Below are 16,635 nucleotides of genomic sequence, written 5' to 3'. Positions count from 1 at the left end.
CGATCAGAAGATGAAACTGTAGAAAGCCGTGAAAAAGGCGCAGAAGCTGAGCGCGAACAATTTCCAGTCGCTGTCGTCGTCCACCGGCCGTTTGCGGCGGCCAGCGGCGTTACCCTCCGCTACGCGCAGCACATGAGGCGGCAGCATCTTCCGGAAGGGATGCCGGGCGGATTCGGTGGTGAGGACGAGCGGACGGTTTCGCATAACCTATCATTAACGCATTATTTACCATTCCGGCCACGCCCAATCATGGTTAATCTGATGTTGTCCCGGTGCGGGACATGCTTGACTGTATCACCTTTACAATACAGCATGGCCTGACCGATGAACGATCCCTTGCCAACCGTCGACCCTGCCGCCGGCGCCTCGCGCCCCTTCGGCGCAGGACCACCCAGCGCCTTCGTGCCGCCCACGCCTTGGAAAAGGCGGCTGCAGATCATGGGATGGATCATCGCGGGGCTGATGGCCCTGCTGATGATTATCATCGCCTGGCTGGCGGTGACGGCACCCTTGTCGCGGTCGCTGGAGCCGATTGCGCCACCCAGCATCAGCCTGATGTCGTCGGACGGGCATCTGATCGCCCGACGCGGAGCCGTGATCGACAAGCCGGTCGCGATCAAGGACTTGCCCGCCCATGTGCCACAGGCTTTCATGGCGATAGAGGATCGGCGCTTCTACAGTCATTGGGGCATCGATCCGCGCGGAATAGCGCGAGCGGCCTGGCACAATTTGTGGTCGGACAGCTCATCGCAGGGCGGGAGCACCATCACCCAGCAGCTTGCCAAAGGCGTGTTCCTTTCCAGCAATCGCACCTTCGGGCGCAAGGGGCGCGAAGCGTTGATCGCCTTCTGGCTGGAGGCCTGGCTGACGAAGGACCAGATTTTCGAACGCTATCTGTCGAACGTCTATTTCGGCGACAATGTCTATGGATTAAGGGCCGCCTCGCTCCATTATTTCAATCGCCAGCCCGAACGGCTGACCATATCGCAGGCGGCCATGCTGGCGGGTCTTTTGAAAGCGCCATCCCGCCTTGCCCCCACGACAAATCTTGAAGGCGCCCGCACCCGCGCCGATCTGGTGACGCAAGCGATGGTGGACGCGGGCTATATCACCAAAGCGCAGCGCGACGCCCTCTCCCCCGCGCGGCTCAATGTGCATGAAACGGCCGATCCTACCAGCGGCACCTATTTCGCGGATTGGGTGCTGCCCGATGCGCGGGACCGTGCGGGCGCGGTATATGGTGCCCAGAATGTGACGACTACGCTCGACTGGCGCATCCAGCGCCTCGCCGAAAGCGCCGTTCGCCGTGCGCCGCTGGGCGGGGCGGAGGCGGCGCTGGTGGCCATGAAGCCGGACGGCAGCGTCGTCGCCATGGTCGGGGGCCGAAATTATGGAAAAAGCAGCTTCAACCGCGCCGTTCAGGCCAAACGGCAACCCGGCTCGACCTTCAAGCTGTTCGTCTATCTGGCAGCCTTTCGCGCCGGGATGACGCCGGACGACATGATCGAAGACAGGCCGATCACCACGGGCACCTATCGCCCCGCCAACCATGGCGGCAAATATCGCGGGCAAATCACCCTGCGGCAGGCCTTCGCCGTCTCCAGCAATGTGGCAGCCATACGGCTGACGCAAAAGGTGGGCATAGACAACGTCATCAAGGTCGCCCGCGACCTGGGCGTCACCGCGCCGCTGACCGAGGATCTGAGCCTTGCGCTCGGCACGTCGGAAATTCCGCTGATCGAGCTGGCCGAAGCCTATGCGGCGGTGGCGGCGGGCGCCTATCCAGTCATGGCCCATGGCTTGCCGCCGGAGGAACAGGGCTGGTTCGACCGCCTGATGCGACGCCAGCATCATTTCAGTGACGATCAGTTGGAAATGATCCGCGACCTTCTCTCTTCCGCCGCCAATCAGGGCACGGGGAGCGCGGCGGCGCTGCGGACCAGCACTTTCGGCAAGACCGGGACGACGCAGGACAGCCGGGATGCGATCTTCGTGGGCTATGCCGGAGGTCTGGTGACAGCGGTGTGGATCGGCAATGACGATAACAGCCCCTTGCCCGGCGGATCGGCGGGCGGCGGCATACCGGCGCGTATCTGGCGGGATTTCATGAGCCGGGCGATCAATGAGCCGGTCGAGAATGCACCCGAGGAACAGAAGGACAGCGACCTCGTCAATGCCATCGCCAATGTGACGGTGGAAGCGGGCCTTGGGAACATGAGCGTGGACGTCAATCAGGAAGGTATGACGGTGAACATCGGTCCAGCCCAGATTCGCCTGCCCACCGAGCAATCTCCGCCCGGTCAAGCGCCCGCGCCGCAACAAGGCACGCCGCCGCCCCGCGTCGCGCCGACCCAACCGCCCGGCCAGGGTGCGCCGCAATAGGCCAAGGCCGGCGGTTGACGTCGCGCCGCGCAGAAGGTCATGCGGGCACATGCGCTCTATCTCCGGCACATGATTCGCAAGGACAAGCAAGGTATGGCATTCACCGCAAAGATCCTGTTGCTGGGCTCGGGCGAACTCGGTCGGGAGTTCGTCATTTCCGCCAAGCGGCTGGGCTGTCAGGTCATCGCCTGCGACAGCTATGCCGGTGCGCCCGCCATGCAGGTCGCGGACGGATACGAAGTCTTTTCCATGCTGGACGGCGATGCGCTCAAGGCGGCGATCCACCAGCACCGACCCGATTTCGTTGTGCCGGAGATCGAAGCGATACGCACGGAAACTCTGGCGGAGGTCGAAGCCCACGGCGTCGAGGTGGTTCCTTCCGCACGCGCCACCATGATGACCATGAACCGCGACGCAATTCGAGAGGTGGCGGCGGTCGAACTGGGTCTTCGCACATCACGCTATCGCTATGCCGAAAGTCTGGAAGAAGTGCGGGCCGGGGCCGAGCATACGGGCCTGCCCTGCGTCATCAAGCCGGTTATGTCCTCTTCCGGCAAGGGGCAGAGCACGGTGCGAAACGCCAATGAGTTGGAAAGCGCATGGACCTATGCGGTGGCGAACATGCGCGGCGACCGGCAGCGCGTGATCGTGGAGGAATTCATCCCCTTCGATTATGAAATCACGCTGCTCACCGTGCGGACCCGCGATGGCGTGCTGTTTTGTCCACCCATCGGGCACCGGCAGGAACGCGGCGACTATCAGGAAAGCTGGCAGCCCACGCCCATGTCCGCCAAGGCGCTGGCGGACGCGCAGGACATGTCGCGCAAGGTGGTCGACAATCTGGGCGGCTATGGCCTTTTCGGTGTGGAATTCTTTGTGAAGGGCGAGGAAGTGATCTTCTCCGAACTGTCGCCGCGCCCGCACGATACGGGCATGGTAACATTGATTTCCCAGAAACTGAGCGAGTTCGACCTGCATGCCCGTGCGATATTAGGCCTGCCGATCCCGGAAATCCGGCTCTATGGCGCAGCGACGTCAGCGGTGATTCTCGCCGACCGGGAATCGGACAATTTCCGCTTTGAAGGACTGGCCGATGCGCTGGCGACAACCGGAGCAGAAGTGGATGTCCGCCTGTTCGGCAAGCCCACAACTCGCCCTTATCGCCGAATGGGCGTGGCGCTGGCCCGTGCGGAGACGGTAGAGGAAGCAAGGCGGGTCGCGGCGGAAGCGGCAGCCAAGGTGCGGATCGTCTATGACAAAGGATAAAGGCGGTCCGCCCCTTCTCCCGAACGCTTTCCTGTCCTAGATACAGGTCAATGAGCGCCCCCCTCTACAACAAGGATATATTGCGGCTTGCGGCCAGCATTCCCCATCATGCGCGGCTGACGGACGCGCAAGCGAGCGTAGAAAGGCGATCCCCGACATGCGGATCGCGCGTCACGGCGGACGTGCGGATGGACGGCGGGCGGATCGCCGATATCGGCCTGGACGTCAAAGCCTGCGCTTTGGGGCAGGCATCGGCTTCGCTGATGGCGCGCCATGCGATCGGTTTGACGACGGGCGAACTGGCCGAGGCCCGCGATCGCCTGACCGCCTATCTGGCGGGAGAAAGCGACGATCTGGATTTCTGGCCCGGGATTGAAGTTCTCGCCCCTGCGCGAGGCTATCCGGCGCGGCACCCCTCGATCCGGTTGGGTTTCGAAGCCATGGCCGAAGCGGCGCGACAGGCCGACATCTGATGGAACCGCCAACACCCGGAGCCGCCAGCGCCGCCTTGTCCGCCACGGATGTCCTGCTCTCCGAAGGCGTCATATTGCTGGGCGCTGCGGTGTTCTTCGTCATCCTGTTCCGGCGTTTCGGCCTGGGCGCGGTGCTGGGCTATCTGATCGCAGGGGCGCTGGTCGGTCCGCAAGGGATGGGATGGGTCGGTGGCGCGGAATCAAAGCTGGCCATCGCCGAAATCGGCATTGTGCTGCTGCTGTTCCTTGTCGGGCTTGAATTGCACCCGGCACGGCTGTGGCGGCTGAAAAGGGATATTTTCGCGCTCGGTCTGGCACAGGTGGTTCTGTGCGGTCTGGTTTTGACCGCCGTCATTTTCTATTCGACCGGCTTCAGTTGGGGTGCAGCGATTGCCCTTGGCCTGCCGCTGGCGTTGTCGTCCACGGCGCAGGTTCTGCCGATGCTCAAGAACAGCGGTCGTATCAACTCACCCTTTGGCGAGAAAATCTTCTCTATCCTGTTATTTCAGGATCTGTCCATCGTCCCGCTCATCACCATCATCGCCGCGCTGTCTCGCAATCCCGTAGACGCCGCCGGACCACCGGGATGGCTGCTGACCATATATACGGTGGTTGCGATCACCGGTCTGGTGCTGGCGGGCCGCTTCATATTGCGCCCCCTGCTTCGACTGGTGGGGCGGTTGGGCGAACGCGAACTGTTCGTCGCGGTGGGGCTGTTCACTGTCCTGGCGGCGGCATCCCTGATGCATGCGCTGCACCTGTCGACGGCGCTGGGCGCGTTTGTGGCAGGCGTGATGCTGGCCGACTCCCCCTATCGCCATGAAATCGAGGCGGATGTGGAGCCGTTCCGTTCCATCCTGCTTGGCCTGTTCTTTCTGGCCGTGGGCATGGTGCTGGACTTGCGAACGGTGGCGGCTTTTCCCCTGTTCGTCGTCGGCATGGCGGCGGTGCTGGTCGTGACCAAGACGATACTGATCTGCGGGCTCGCGCGTTTGTTCGGCATGGACTGGCGACAGGCCATAGGGGCCGGCCTGTTGTTGAGCCAGGGCGGCGAATTCGGATTCGTGCTGTTCGCACAGGCGCAGAACGCGCTGCTGATCGCGCCGCAAGCCGCCAGCCTGTTCAGCGCCGTCGTGACCTTCTCCATGGCGACCACGCCGTTCCTGATGCTGTTCGCGGCACGATTCGAATTTGCCAGGCCCAAGGCCGATGCCGCACTGCGCGATCCCGATCAGGCGCCGCGCGGCACGGCGATTATCGTGGGATATGGCCGCTTTGGCCAAACGGTCGCTCAAATGCTGGCCGGACATGGCTTCGGTGTCGTCCTGATCGACAAGAAGCCCGCGCAGATCGAAGTGTCGAGCCGCTTCGACGTGGAAGTCTTTTATGGCGACGGCACGCGGATCGACCTTCTTCACCGGGCGGGCGCTGACGAAGCCCGGCTCATCGCCTTTTGCATCGACGATCCGTCGCTGGACAGCCGAATATTGGAACCGATTGCAGAAACATTCCCGCAAGCCGCGATTTTGGCGCGGGCATTCGATCGGCGGCAATTGCTGGAATTACAGGACATGGATCTGGCGGGCGTAGTACGCGAAGTGTTCGAATCGGCCGTCTGCATGGGCGTGCAGGCGATGGAAGCGCTGGGCGTGCCCCAAGCGGAAATCGAGGAGGTCGAGCAGCAATATCGCAAGAATGACGAACAACGGCTGGCCGCTCAGAAAGAGCATGGCGATCTGGCCGTCGCCAAGGAACTGATCTATCGACCCGGCAAACGAATGCGCCTGCTGTCGCGGGGCGAAGGAGAGGAAGAGGCATGATCGCTGTTCTGGCTGCACTATCGGCGGCGATCGCCATCGGCGCGGGCGCCTTTGGAGCACATGGCGCCGCCAATCCCCAGGCGGCTGAGTGGCTCCGCACAGGCGGCATATATCAAATGGTCCATGCCGTCGCCGCGCTGGTCCTGGCGTCAACCGTGCGCGGCCCGGCCTGCGTTCTGCTGATCGGCGCGGCCATCTTCGCCTTCACGCTTTACATCATGGCTTTTGGCGGCCCCAGATGGCTGGGCGCGGTTACGCCCATCGGGGGCACGCTGATGATAGCGGGCTGGCTGTGGACCGCATGGATTTTCTGGCGCGCCTGAGCCTGTGGGCGAACCCTTGCTCCAAACCCACTGCGAGCCTAGATTGAAGCTTATGGCCGACCATCACCATCATAAACATCATGAACCGACCGGCGCCAAGCTCGCCGATGCCGCGCAGGCCACGCTCGAAGCCCAAAACGAGCAATGGACGCCCATGCGCGCCGCCATTTTCGATGCCCTCGCGGCGGAGGAAAAGCCGGCATCGGCCTATGACATTGCGGACACCGTTTCCAAGGCCCGCGGCAAGCGGGTGGCGCCCAACAGCGTCTATCGGATTTTGGACCTGTTCGTCTCAAACAACATCGCGATGCGGGTAGAAAGCGCCAATGCCTATATCGCCAACGCCCATCCCGGCTGCCATCATGACTGCATATTCCTGGTATGCCGCAACTGCCATCAGGCCACACATGTCGACGATGACAGGGTGACGGGCGACGTGCGCGCCGTGGCGGAGCATGAAGGCTTTCGCCCGGAACGCCCGGTGATCGAGATATTGGGCACATGCGCGAAATGCGCGGCCTGATCCTGGGCGTTGCTTTCCGGCCGGGAACAGCCTAGCGGCTTGACGAGTATATGTCTTTGATGAACGATCGCCCTTCCATGCCGCTGCTGGACCAGATTCACTGGCCTTCGGATTTGCGCGGCCTCAAACCCGAACAGCTTCCGCAACTGGCCGACGAACTGCGTCAGGAAGTGATTTCGGCCGTCGGCGTGACCGGCGGTCATCTGGGATCGGGGCTGGGCGTCGTAGAATTGACCACGGCGATCCACTATGTGTTCAACACGCCTGAGGACAAGCTGGTCTGGGATGTCGGCCACCAATGCTATCCGCACAAGATCCTGACCGGGCGGCGCGACCGCATCCGCACGCTGCGGCAGGGCGATGGACTGTCCGGTTTCACCAAGCGGGCTGAAAGCGAATATGATCCATTCGGGGCCGCGCATAGTTCGACCTCGATCAGCGCGGCGCTGGGCTTTGCGGTCGCCAACAAGCTGACCGACAAGCCCGGCAAGGGCATAGCGGTGATTGGCGACGGGGCGATGTCAGCAGGCATGGCCTATGAGGCGATGAACAACGCCCGTGAGGCGGGCAATCGGCTGATCGTTATCCTCAACGACAATGACATGTCGATCGCGCCGCCTGTCGGCGGGCTTTCGGCCTATCTGGCGCGGCTCGTATCCAGCCGCGAATTTCTGGGGCTGCGCGGCCTTGCACGACGGTTTGCGCGAAAATTGCCGCGCCCGCTGCACAATGCCGCGCGCAAGACCGATGAATTCGCACGCGGCATGGCGATGGGCGGGACATTGTTCGAGGAACTGGGCTTCTATTATGTCGGTCCCATCGACGGGCATAATCTGGACCAGTTGATCCCGGTACTTGAAAATGTGCGCGATGCCGCCGAAGGACCTTGCCTGATCCATGTCGTCACGCAGAAGGGCAAAGGCTATGCGCCTGCCGAAGCGGCGGCGGACAAATATCATGGCGTCCAGAAATTCGACGTCGTTACGGGCGCGCAGGCCAAGGCGCCACCCGGACCGCCGAGCTACACCGGCGTTTTCGCCAAGGCCCTGATCGCCGAGGCGCAGCGCGACGAGCGGATTTGCGCGATCACCGCCGCCATGCCCTCGGGCACGGGTCTCGACAAATTCGCGGAGGCATTCCCCGACCGGTCTTTCGACGTGGGCATAGCAGAACAGCATGCGGTGACGTTCGCCGCTGGTCTGGCGGCGCAGGGCATGCGGCCTTTCTGCGCGATCTACTCGACCTTCCTTCAGCGCGCCTACGATCAGGTTGTGCATGACGTAGCGATCCAAAATCTCCCAGTGCGCTTCGCCATAGACCGGGCCGGGCTGGTCGGCGCGGACGGGTCCACCCATGCGGGCAGCTTCGACGTCGCCTATCTCGCCACCCTGCCCAACATGGTCGTGATGGCGGCCGCCGACGAAGCGGAACTGGTGCATATGGTCCACACCTGCGCCATGCATGACGCTGGACCGATCGCCGTGCGCTATCCGCGCGGAAATGGCGTGGGAGTTGCGCTTCCCGCAGTTCCGGAACGGCTGGAAATCGGCAAGGGCCGGATCGTCCGCGAAGGGCGTCAGGTCGCGATCCTGTCGCTCGGCACACGCCTTGAAGAAGCCTTGAAAGCGGCCGAAATACTGGAGGCCAAGGGCCTGTCCACGACGGTCGCCGATCTGCGCTTTGCCAAACCGCTCGACGAAGCATTGATTCGCAAATTGCTGACGACCCATGAAGTCGCCGTGACGATCGAGGAAGGCGCCATTGGTGGCTTTGGCGCCCATGTGCTGACATTGGCCAGCGACAGCGGCCTCATCGACAGCGGGCTGAAGCTCCGCACGATGCGCCTGCCCGATATTTTCCAGGATCAGGATAAGCCGGAAAAGCAATATGCCGATGCAAAACTGGATGCCGCAGGCATAGTGGAGACGGTGTTGACGGCGCTGCGTCATAACAGCGCCGGCGTGGAAACGGCGCGGGCCTGACGCCCCGTCCGCATCGCAAGCGGATGGAACGGAACATTGTTTCGGGCGTCCTGCGATAATCGACGTTGCACGCTGTTGGGACGGGGGGATTGGTGGCGCAATTCAGACACAAGGGCACGGATAGCACGGCATCCCTATCGTCCCATATTCCGCGCCATGCTGTCCTTGTTCTTTGCCTTGCAGGGCTGGCAACCGGTTGCTCCCAGCCCAAACCGGTGAAAGCGCCGCCCCGCGCCCATGACCCGGTTCCCGTTCCGCGGGAGGCTTCCACCCTCTCTGTCCCGGTCGATATCGATTCAGGCGCCATACGGCATGCCGTGGAGCAGGCCATCCCGCGCCAGCTATGGACGATCAACAAACATTCTCCCCGCTGCATTCCCCCACAACGCGTCAAAATCCTGGGCGCGAAGCTGAACGTCACGCCCCCAATCAGTTGCACGATCGTGGGCGTCGTAACCCGAGGGCCAATCCGACTGCGGGGGGAAGGGCAGGATATCGTGGCCGATGTCCCCATCCATGCCCAGATCAGCGCCCGTGATGTCGGCGGGATATTGAAGGGTGAAACCGCTACCGGCTCCGCCCTGGCGCATGCGCGGATCAGGTTGGATCTTGGCAAGGATTGGCGTCCGCGCGGGACGGTCCGCCTGAGATATGACTGGACCAAAGCGCCGGGAATCGATTTTCTGGGCCAGCGCATCACTTTCACCGATGAGGCGGACCAGAAACTGCGCCCCATCATCCAGACACTTGAACGCGATCTGCCGCGCGAACTGGCCCGCTCCAACATTCCGGCCCAAGTGGAAGATTTATGGCGGAAAAGCTTCACGTCGGTCTTGTTGAATGAAAGAAATCCACCGGTATGGATGCGCGTCACGCCGCTCAGGATTCTCTATAATGGCTATGCGATGCAGGGCAGCCGGCTGCGGTTCAATCTGGGCATCGAAGCCGTTACCGAAACATTTGTCGGCAATCGGCCCGATCCTACGAAACCGACCCCGCTTCCGCCGCCGGCATCAGACAAAACGGACGGGCAATTCCATTTCTTCATCCCCGTGACCGCCGACTATAGTGAACTGGAACCGGTGATTATGCGCGCTTTGGCCAAACGGTCGCAAACGCCGTTCGAATTGCCCGCCATCGGGCCGGTGGTCGCTCGCTTCGAGAATGTCGAAGCCTATGGCACGACCGGCGGGCGCATCGCGGTGGGCCTTACATTGGCCGTTCGTCCCGCAGCCGGCGGCAAGGCGGATGAAGTTCATGGCCGGATATGGATGACAGCCATCCCCCGCAATGCCCCCAATTCACCACAAGTCCATTTCGACGCTCTGGCCGTGGCTGGGAGCACCGATGCCTTGAGCGGAGACCTGTTGCTGGCGCTCGGCAAGAACCCGGCGGTCAGCACCCTTATCGCGCAATCCCTCACCCAGAATTTTTCCGAAGACATAGCGGAACTTCTGATCAAGATCCGGCGTGCGATCAGTGAAAGACAGACTGGAGATTTTCTGATTACGACCGATCTGGGGGCGGTGGAAATCGGACAGATCAGAGCTTTCGGTCAAGGATTGCACCTGCCCGTTCGCGCCAATGGAACGGCGCGGATCGCATACAAACCGTCCTGAATGAGAAGTGCAATCTATTGGTTGCATTTCATCCCTTTCCAACTCATATAGGCAATCAGGAGGTTGCATATATGACAAACGCCATCGTTAAAACGATCGAGATCGCGGCGCCGCTGGAGCAAGTCTGGGATGCGCTCGTCAATCATGAGAAATTCGGGACATGGTTTCGGGTCGCGCTCGACCAGCCCTTTGAGATCGGAAAGCCATCCACCGGGCATATGACCTATCCCGGCTATGAAGATTATCGCTGGGAAGCGCGGATAGTCGCCATCGAACCCATGACGCGATTTGCGTTTGAATGGCCCGCGACAGGCGGCGACAAGGATTTGATGGACAGCAGCATTCCGGTTCCCGAATGGACGCTGGTCGAGTTTATCCTGACACCCACGACCGGAGGCACATGCCTCACCGTCACCGAAAGCGGCTTCGACAAGGTGCCGGAACCTCGCCGCACCAATGTCATGCGCGACAATGAAGGCGGTTGGACCGAACAAGTCAAAAATATAAACGACTATGTCACTGGCTGAGCATCCCGACCCCGCACGCCTGTTTGCGGCTCTGGGCGATCAGACGAGATTGGGCTTGGTCGCACAACTGGCTGACGGACATAAGCGATCAATCGCGCAAATGGGGGAAGACCTGCCGATCAGCAGACAGGCCGTAGCCAAGCATCTGAATGTGCTGCGTGAGGCCGGTCTGGTCCAACGGACCCGAAGCGGCCGCGAAGTGCATTTTGCCTTGCGAAGGGAAGCAATCGAAGGCGCCCGGCTCTGGCTCGATAAGGTTGGCGCGCAATGGGATTCGACCTTGTCGCGGTTCAAATCCTTTGTTGAAGACAGCCTCTAGCGGCTTGTTTTCATATACGGATGGGCCGGGAATGATCCCGGCCTATCCGCCGCTACCGGATTATTGCTGAGGAACCGAAGCGCGAGCATCCTGACCATCGCCTTCCGGCGCGGCAATGATGTCACGCGTGGTTTCCCCCTTTTCCACCACCTCCGTCGCGGGATCGCCCGCGGACGACCGGATGCCGGGAGCGGCATTACCGCGTCCCGCAGCAGAAAGAGCGGCGCTCTCAGTCGCGCTGCGGGCGGCCGGACCGCCGAACATCGCTTCCATCGCGGCGCGGCTCGAATCCACGGTAGCGGCGGAAGGTGCGCCGGGCGCGGGCGGAACCAGCGCGAAATCAGGCGGAATCACGAGCGGCGCCTGACGCGACACAGCAAATTCATCCGGACGTTCGCGATCGAACAGCCCCGACGAACCGCAAGCGGACAAGGTGGCCAGCAGGCCAGCAGCAAGGATCAGTTTACGCATTAGTTCAATGACTCCGTCTTTGCGCCCTTCTCGCGCAGCAAAAGCGCGCGCGCAAGCAGGATCAGCACGCCGATGGTGATCGCGGCGTCGGCCAGGTTGAAAATCAGGAAGGGCCGCCATTCGCCGAAATGCAGATCGGCATAATCGACCACATAGCCGAGCCGTATCCGATCGACGATATTGCCGATCGCCCCGCCCAGCACCAGGCCAAGCGCCGCCACATCTTGCCGCGCCTTTTCCCGCCACATCCACACGCCCACGAAAATCGCGATCACCATGGTCATGCCAACCAGCAGCCAGCGCATCAGGTCCGTATCGGCATGGAAGAAACCCATGGATACGCCCCGATTTTCCAGCCAGCGCAGGCGGAAGATTGGCAAAATATCGATCCCTTCCTCCCCCCTGCTCTTGAGCGCGAGCGGATAGGTAACGGTATATTTGACAAGCTGATCCAGCGCGAGCGTAACGATTGCGATAGTCAGACCCAGGGGGCGATGATTGACGGCGGGAGCAGTCATGCCTTCAGCACCTCGTCACAGCGGTCGCACAAGGCGCCATCCTCCTTCACCTCCGGCAGCAACCGCCAGCAGCGGCCGCATTTATGCCATTGCGACGGCTTTACAATGATCCCATCGCCCACGCCCATTTCGACGCGGGCAACGATGGCGACTTCGGCAAAGTCCACATCGCCCACGGGCACCAGTTCACCCATCGCCACATCGGCCTCCAGGCTGGATCGCACGATCTTTTCGCGGCGCAGCGGCTCTATGGCTTCGTTGACCTGATCGCGCTGGTCGCGGATTTCAGCCCATTTTTCGCCCAGCCCATGGTTCACCCAGTGGCGGTCGACTTCCGGCCATTCCAGGAAATGGACGCTTTCCTCTTCATTGGGGAAGCGGCTTTGCCACACTTCCTCGGCGGTGAAGGGGATGATCGGCGCGGCATAGCGAACGAGCGCATGGAACAGCGTATCAAGCACGGTGCGATAGGCGCGGCGCCTGGGGTCCGACTTCGCATCGCAATAGAGACAGTCCTTGCGGATGTCGAAGAAGAAGGCCGACAGGTCGCTATTGGCAAAGTCCATCAGCGCGCGGGTGTAGCGGCTGAATTCCAGCCAGTTCTCGCTGTCCGCTGCCTTGTCGACCACGCCGCGCAACTCCGCGTCCAACTCTGCGAGGAGATGGAGCATATAGCGTTCCAGTTCCGGCATCTGGCTAACGGGCAGCTTCTCTTCTTCCGAGAAATCGGAAAGAGCGCCCAGCAAATACCGGAAAGTGTTACGGAGTTTGCGATAGGCATCGGATGATCCTGCCAGCACTTCCTTGCCGATGCGGACATCATCGAAATAGTCGGTGCTGGCCACCCATACGCGCAGAATGTCGGAACCGCTTTCGGCGATGACCTTGAGCGGATCGACCACATTGCCGAGGCTTTTCGACATTTTGCGGCCCTGCCCGTCCAGCGCGAAGCCGTGGGTGAGGACGGCGTCATAGGGCGCGCGACCGCGCGTGCCACAGCTTTCGAGAAGGGACGACTGGAACCAGCCGCGATGCTGGTCGGACCCTTCGAGATACAGGTCCGCGCGCACGTCATCGCCATAGCGCGCTTCGACGGTGAAGGCGTGGGTCGAGCCTGAATCGAACCAGACGTCGAGGATATCGTTCACCACCTCATAGTCGGCAAGATCGTAATCCGGGCCGAGCAATGCCTGATGATCCGCGCCGAACCATGCGTCCGCGCCGCCCTGTTTGAAGGCTTGGATGATGCGTTCATTGACAGCTTTATCAACGAGATATTCACCGCTCTTGCGATGAACATAGAGCGCGATAGGCACGCCCCATGCGCGCTGGCGGGAGATCACCCAGTCCGGGCGGCCCTCCACCATGGAGCGGATGCGGTTGGTCGAACGCTCAGGCACCCAGCGGGTATGGGCGATGGCGTCGAGCGCCACGTCGCGCAGCGTCGGGCCGTTGCCGACAATGACGGGCGTGGGCAGGAAGCTGCCGTCGACATCGACCGGCACACCGTCCTGCGGCTTGTCCATCGGGATGAACCATTGCGGAGTGCAGCGGAAGATGATCTTCGCCTTGGACCGCCAGCTATGGGGATAGCTGTGCCTGAAGTCATCCGACGCGGCGAGCAGGCCGCCTGCTTCACGCAGGTCGGTGCAGATCGGGCCGTCCTTGCTGACGAATTTGGCGTTGATGACGCTCCCCTGCCCGCCGAGCCAGAGCCAGTCCTCGCGATATTTGCCGTCGCCTTCGACTGCGAAGACGGGGTTGATGCCGTGCGCCTTGCAGAGCGCGAAGTCGTCCTCGCCATGGTCGGGCGCCATGTGGACAAGACCCGTGCCCGCGTCGGTGGTCACGAAATCGCCCGCAAGGAACGGGCGCGGCTTGGCGAAGAATCTGCCAAGGGCGTGCATCGGATGACGGGCGACGGCTCCGGCGAGCTTTGATCCGATATAAGAATTATCCAACTCAAAGTGCGTCAAATCTTCGATGGCGATGTCTGCTGGCGTATTCTCGAAATCGGCTAACTTTAGCCCCGTGCGCGCTAGAAAGGCGTCAACGAGATCGAACGCAACAACATAGCGCCGATCATCGCTTGCAAGAAAATGCGAATATGCGATCGTCTCGCCATAAGCCAAAGCCTGATTGACCGGAATCGTCCACGGCGTCGTCGTCCAGATCACCGCGTGGGCGCCGACCAGTTCCGGCGCGTTCGGGGCTTCCACGATCTCGAACGCCACGTCGATCTGGGTCGAGACGATGTCCTCATATTCCACTTCCGCTTCGGCCAGCGCGGTCTTTTCGACCGGGGACCACATGACGGGCTTGGCCCCGCGATAAAGCTGGCCGCTTTCCGCGAATTTCAGTAGCTCGCCGACGATGGTAGCTTCGGCGTCGAACTTCATGGTGAGATAGGGATCGTCCCAATCGCCCATCACGCCCAGGCGCTTGAACTGCTCCTTCTGAACGCCGACCCACTTATCCGCATAGGCACGGCATTGGGCACGGAATTCCTGCGCCGGAACCTCGTCCTTGTTCTGTTTCTTCTTGCGATACTCCTCCTCGATCTTCCATTCGATCGGCAGGCCGTGGCAATCCCAGCCGGGCACATAAGGCGCATCCTTGCCCAACAGCGACTGGCTGCGGACGATGATGTCCTTCAGCACCTTGTTCATCGCATGGCCCATATGGATGTCGCCATTGGCGTAGGGCGGGCCGTCATGCAGGATGAAGCGTGTTCGGCCCTTCCGCCGTTCCCGCAGCTTGCCGTAAAGGTCCATCGCCTCCCAGCGCGCAAGGATCGCCGGTTCCTTCTGGGCGAGGCCCGCCTTCATCGGGAAGTCGGTGACGGGGAGGAAAACGGTGGATTTATAATCAGGCTGATCGGTCATGAAGGGTCCGCGCAATTACGCCATATGCTGCATTACCCGCGGGCATTAAGCGAGGTGGGGCGTTCCCGCAAGGATTTGCCGCGCATCGTCGCAATCCTTTGCGATCTGCGCCATCAGGGCGTCCAGCCCGTCAAATTTCGCCTCGGGCCGCAGATAGCGGATCATCTGCACTTCGATGACCTGATCGTAGAGGCTTTCGGCAAAGTCGAAGAAATGCGGCTCCAGCAGCTCCTTGGGCGGATCGAAGCTGGGGCGGATGCCAAGATTAGCCGCGCCGTCCAGCACGCGGCCATCGGGGAGCATCCCGCGCACCGCGTAGATGCCATAGGCCGGGCGCAGATATGTACCAAGGTCGAGATTGGCGGTCGGAAAACCGATCGTCCGGCCGATCTTGTCGCCATGCTGCACGTTGCCCTGGATCGCGAAAGGCCGTGTGAGCAGGCGGGTGGCAGTTTCGCAATCACCGGTTTTCAACGCATCGCGAATACGGCTTGAGGAAATGACCTGGCCATCCTGCACCGCGACGGGCGCGACCGCTTGCGCCGCCATGCCCACTGCCGCACATAGCTGAGCCAGCCGATCGGTCGAGCCGCTGCGCCCTTTGCCGAAGGTGAAATCTTTGCCGGTGACGACCCCCGCAACGCCCATATCCACCAGCAACTGGACGAACTGCTCGGCGGTGCGCCCGGCAAACTCTGCATTGAAGGCGAAAAGCTGCATCGCATCCGCCCCGGCCCGGGCGAACAGCGCCTGCCGCTGGTCCAGCGTGGTCAGGCGGAAAGGCGGCGCGTCAGGCCGGAAAAAGCGCATGGGATGCGGGTCGAACGTGGCGACTATGGCGGGGCGCCCTTCCGTCTTGGCCCATTCGATCGCGCGGGAAACCACGGCCTGATGACCGCGATGAAATCCATCGAAATTGCCCAGCGCCATGATCGAGCCGCGCAGATGCACGGGAACCGGTGCGCCGCTTTCCAGCCGCTCCATGGCGCGCGCTATAAGGACAGGGCGAGCGAGACGCAATGCATGGGCATCACGCGCCGATGCGCCGCCGGAAGGTAACGAAGCTATAGGCGGGGGCATCCCTCTCCATCGCAAAGTCTTCGCGGGCGATTTCTTCCCAATCGGCGGGATCGGGATAAGGGATAGCGGTGTCGCCCACCACATCCATATGAATTTCGGTGAGTTCGATACGATGTGCGCGCGGCAGAAATTGCCGATAGATGTCCGCGCCGCCGATTACCATGACGGTGGACGCGGCCGCGAGACGGACTGCGCCTTCGACGTCATGCGCGATTTCGGCACCCTTGCCCGCCCATTCCCTGTCACGGGTCAAGACGATGTGGCGGCGGCCGGGCAGCAGGCCGGGCAGGCTATCGAATGTCTTGCGGCCCATGACCATGGGATGGCCCAGGGTGAGCGCCTTGAAATGTTTGAGGTCGGCGGACAATCGCCATGGCAGGCCGCCGCCCCGGCCGATGACGCCATTGTCGGCGCGGGCCAGGACGAGGACGATTTCCATCCCTTCGC

16 protein-coding genes are annotated in these 16,635 nt (G+C 61.9%); 10 read left to right on the top strand and 6 right to left on the bottom strand.

Going from position 1 to position 16,635, the window contains the following annotated elements:
- Positions 1-3 precede the first annotated feature (3 nt).
- Positions 4-204, bottom strand: a complete 201-nt coding sequence (locus tag ATN00_RS10995; RefSeq protein WP_062064641.1) for a hypothetical protein — start codon at positions 202-204, stop codon at positions 4-6.
- 120 nt (positions 205-324) lie between these two features.
- On the opposite strand from ATN00_RS10995, the gene ATN00_RS10990 reads away from it, so the two are divergent.
- From ATN00_RS10990 to ATN00_RS10945, 10 genes are all read left to right on the top strand, one after another.
- Positions 325-2,382 (top strand): transglycosylase domain-containing protein, encoded by a 2,058-nt coding sequence (locus ATN00_RS10990; protein WP_062064639.1) that lies wholly within the window; start codon positions 325-327, stop codon positions 2,380-2,382.
- A 93-nt stretch (positions 2,383-2,475) separates the two neighbouring features.
- Positions 2,476-3,648 carry a formate-dependent phosphoribosylglycinamide formyltransferase gene (gene purT / locus ATN00_RS10985; protein ID WP_062068691.1) on the top strand — a complete coding sequence of 391 codons (1,173 nt, stop codon included), beginning with the start codon at positions 2,476-2,478 and terminating at the stop codon, positions 3,646-3,648.
- 50 nt (positions 3,649-3,698) lie between these two features.
- Positions 3,699-4,121 (top strand): iron-sulfur cluster assembly scaffold protein, encoded by a 423-nt coding sequence (locus tag ATN00_RS10980; protein ID WP_062064637.1) that lies wholly within the window; start codon positions 3,699-3,701, stop codon positions 4,119-4,121.
- Positions 4,121-5,941, top strand: coding sequence for a monovalent cation:proton antiporter-2 (CPA2) family protein (locus tag ATN00_RS10975; protein ID WP_062064635.1), 1,821 nt, complete (start codon positions 4,121-4,123; stop codon positions 5,939-5,941). Before ATN00_RS10980 ends, ATN00_RS10975 begins: the two co-directional genes overlap by 1 nt.
- The gene (locus ATN00_RS10970) at positions 5,938-6,264 is read left to right on the top strand and encodes a DUF423 domain-containing protein (protein ID WP_062064633.1); all 327 of its coding nucleotides are present in this window, start codon (positions 5,938-5,940) and stop codon (positions 6,262-6,264) included. The genes ATN00_RS10975 and ATN00_RS10970 overlap by 4 nt, the downstream gene beginning before the upstream one ends.
- A 52-nt stretch (positions 6,265-6,316) precedes the next feature.
- Entirely contained in the window at positions 6,317-6,787 is a 471-nt protein-coding gene (locus tag ATN00_RS10965; protein WP_062064632.1) for a Fur family transcriptional regulator, read from the top strand.
- Positions 6,788-6,837: 50 nt separating this feature from the next.
- A complete protein-coding gene (gene dxs, locus ATN00_RS10960) occupies positions 6,838-8,769 on the top strand; it encodes a 1-deoxy-D-xylulose-5-phosphate synthase (RefSeq protein WP_197413581.1) in 1,932 nt (643 codons plus the stop codon).
- Between the two features lie 92 nt (positions 8,770-8,861).
- Complete coding sequence (locus ATN00_RS10955; RefSeq protein ID WP_231746263.1) at positions 8,862-10,388, top strand: DUF4403 family protein; 1,527 nt, start codon at positions 8,862-8,864, stop codon at positions 10,386-10,388.
- 71 nt (positions 10,389-10,459) lie between these two features.
- Positions 10,460-10,915: an SRPBCC family protein gene (locus ATN00_RS10950; RefSeq protein ID WP_062064628.1), complete on the top strand. Its 456-nt coding sequence runs from the start codon at positions 10,460-10,462 to the stop codon at positions 10,913-10,915.
- Positions 10,902-11,234, top strand: coding sequence for an ArsR/SmtB family transcription factor (locus ATN00_RS10945; RefSeq protein WP_062064626.1), 333 nt, complete (start codon positions 10,902-10,904; stop codon positions 11,232-11,234). Before ATN00_RS10950 ends, ATN00_RS10945 begins: the two co-directional genes overlap by 14 nt.
- A 60-nt stretch (positions 11,235-11,294) precedes the next feature.
- Here ATN00_RS10945 and ATN00_RS10940 read toward each other — a convergent pair whose 3' ends face one another.
- The 5 genes from ATN00_RS10940 to ATN00_RS10920 are packed head-to-tail and all read right to left on the bottom strand — an operon-like array spanning position 11,295 to position 16,627.
- Positions 11,295-11,705 carry a DUF3035 domain-containing protein gene (locus tag ATN00_RS10940; protein WP_062064624.1) on the bottom strand — a complete coding sequence of 137 codons (411 nt, stop codon included), beginning with the start codon at positions 11,703-11,705 and terminating at the stop codon, positions 11,295-11,297.
- The gene (lspA, locus tag ATN00_RS10935; protein WP_062064623.1) at positions 11,705-12,223 is read right to left on the bottom strand and encodes a signal peptidase II; all 519 of its coding nucleotides are present in this window, start codon (positions 12,221-12,223) and stop codon (positions 11,705-11,707) included. Before lspA ends, ATN00_RS10940 begins: the two co-directional genes overlap by 1 nt.
- Entirely contained in the window at positions 12,220-15,108 is a 2,889-nt protein-coding gene (gene ileS / locus ATN00_RS10930) for an isoleucine--tRNA ligase (RefSeq protein ID WP_062064621.1), read from the bottom strand. The genes lspA and ileS overlap by 4 nt, the downstream gene beginning before the upstream one ends.
- 45 nt (positions 15,109-15,153) lie before the next feature.
- A complete protein-coding gene (locus ATN00_RS10925; protein ID WP_062064619.1) occupies positions 15,154-16,092 on the bottom strand; it encodes a bifunctional riboflavin kinase/FAD synthetase in 939 nt (312 codons plus the stop codon).
- A gap of 46 nt (positions 16,093-16,138) precedes the next feature.
- Entirely contained in the window at positions 16,139-16,627 is a 489-nt protein-coding gene (locus ATN00_RS10920; RefSeq protein ID WP_231746262.1) for a dihydrofolate reductase, read from the bottom strand.
- Positions 16,628-16,635 lie beyond the last annotated feature (8 nt).

It is taken from the genome of Sphingobium baderi (genome assembly GCF_001456115.1).
Lineage (GTDB): Bacteria > Pseudomonadota > Alphaproteobacteria > Sphingomonadales > Sphingomonadaceae > Sphingobium > Sphingobium baderi_A.
Note: the sequence above shows the minus strand (reverse complement) of the source record. Positions and strands in the feature narration are given on the sequence as shown.